2 pseudogenes are annotated in these 1,603 nt (G+C 70.8%); one reads left to right on the top strand and one right to left on the bottom strand.

The features are described from left to right. A pseudogene (locus HY68_RS26880) lies at positions 1-1,231 on the top strand (hypothetical protein); the annotation flags it as partial. Here the strand turns inward: HY68_RS26880 and HY68_RS26875 are convergent. After that, a pseudogene (locus tag HY68_RS26875) lies at positions 1,204-1,603 on the bottom strand (hypothetical protein); the annotation flags it as partial. The pseudogenes HY68_RS26880 and HY68_RS26875 overlap by 28 nt on opposite strands.

Genomic DNA, 1,603 nt, shown 5'->3' with positions numbered 1-1,603 from the left:
TGCTCCAGGGGTCGTTCTGGCTCTTCGTCTACATGGCGATGGGGTGGCGCCGCTGGCGCAGCTGGTGCTCGGCCAGGAGCCCACCCCGGTGGTGGGCCCGCGCTCGGATCTGACCGAGGCCGTCGCGCTGATCCTGATCGGCTGTGTGGCCTTCGACGTGGGCGCGCTGCTGGCGCGGCACCGGCCCGGCGGTACGGGGCGGGGGGCGACCAGGCCCGCCTTGGTGCACAGACGGCGGCTGTATCTGCTGGTGGTGGCGGCCTTCGTGTGCAGCGCCGCGTTCGTCGTCAAACTGGGCGGCCCCGCGGTGTTCTTCAGCAGCCGGCAGGAGATCATCGCCGGGATCGCGGACGCGGGGCTCTCGCAGGCCGACTCGCAGGCGGGCCAGGCGCTGCTGCGCGGTTTCGGCACCGTACCCGCGCTGCTGGCGCTGCTGGTGTACACGCGGTGGCTGGTCACGTCGCGGCGGGCCCGCCGCTCGGCTCCGGTGATCGCAACCTGGCTGGCGCTCTGCTTGCTCAACCTGGTGGTCAACAACCCGATATCCAATCCGCGTTACTGGTTCCTGACCGTGCTGTTCTCGCTGCTGTTCACGGTCTTCCCGGTGAGTGCGGCGATGTACCGGGCGGCGCTAAGCCTGGGTGTCGTGGTGGCGCTGGTGATCTTCCCGTTCGCCGACCGCTTCCGCTACGACGCGAAGAACTACCGCCCGGTGGAGACGACTTCACTGCTCCAGCCGCTGGCGCTCAAGGACTACGACCAGGTCGGCATGTTCGCCAACACGATCACCTTCGTGCGCTCGGGGCACGGCCACAGTTTCGGCCGCCAGTTGGCAGGTTCGGTCTTCTTCGCCGTGCCGCGCTCCGCCTGGCCGGGCAAGCCGCGCGACACGGGCGTGATGGTCGGCCAGTGGATGGGCACGGTCAACACCAATCTCTCCTCGCCGGTGTGGGCCGAGCTGTGGATCGACTTCGGCCCGCTGGGCATGGCTCTCGGGCTGCTCGGCATGGGGTACGCGGCGGCCAGGGTCGACGGCAGATACGCCCGCAGGGCGACCCGGCGCGCGCCGCCGGGGAGTCTGATCGCGCTGGTGGTGCCGCTGGTGGCCGGCTACTCGTTCATCCTGCTGCGCGGGCCGCTGCTCCAGGCGTCGGGGCGGATCGCGATCGCCGTGCTCTGTGTCGCACTCGTCATGACGTACCGTCAGGACAAGGGAGCGGCGCTGCGCTGATCGTCCGCGAGCCTGTCCGGTTCGGTACGCAGCCGGCTGACCCGTATCCAGGCGGCGAGGGCCTTGAGGGCGGAGCCCGCTGCCAGGCCCCACGCGGCGCCGAGCGCCCCGTCGACGGCGTAACCGCCGAGCATCAGCACGACGGTGAGCAGCGAGAAGACGATCTGCAGGGGCAGGGTGGCGCGCGGGCTGAGCACCCGCAGCGTGACGAGCCCGCAGGTGCCGAGCGCCATGAACGCGTACTGGGTGCCGGTGGCGGGGAACATCTGGGACGCCGACTGCCAGGTGGCGCCCAGGAGTTGGTGCCCGATCCGGTCGGGCAACGCGTACAGCACGGCCGCCCAGCCGAGTCCGACGACGGCCAGCACACCG

This window comes from Streptomyces sp. AcH 505 (assembly GCF_000818175.1).
In the GTDB taxonomy this organism is placed as follows: domain Bacteria; phylum Actinomycetota; class Actinomycetes; order Streptomycetales; family Streptomycetaceae; genus Streptomyces.
The sequence above is the reverse complement of the archived record's forward strand: the minus strand, read 5'-3'. Positions and strand labels throughout refer to the sequence as shown.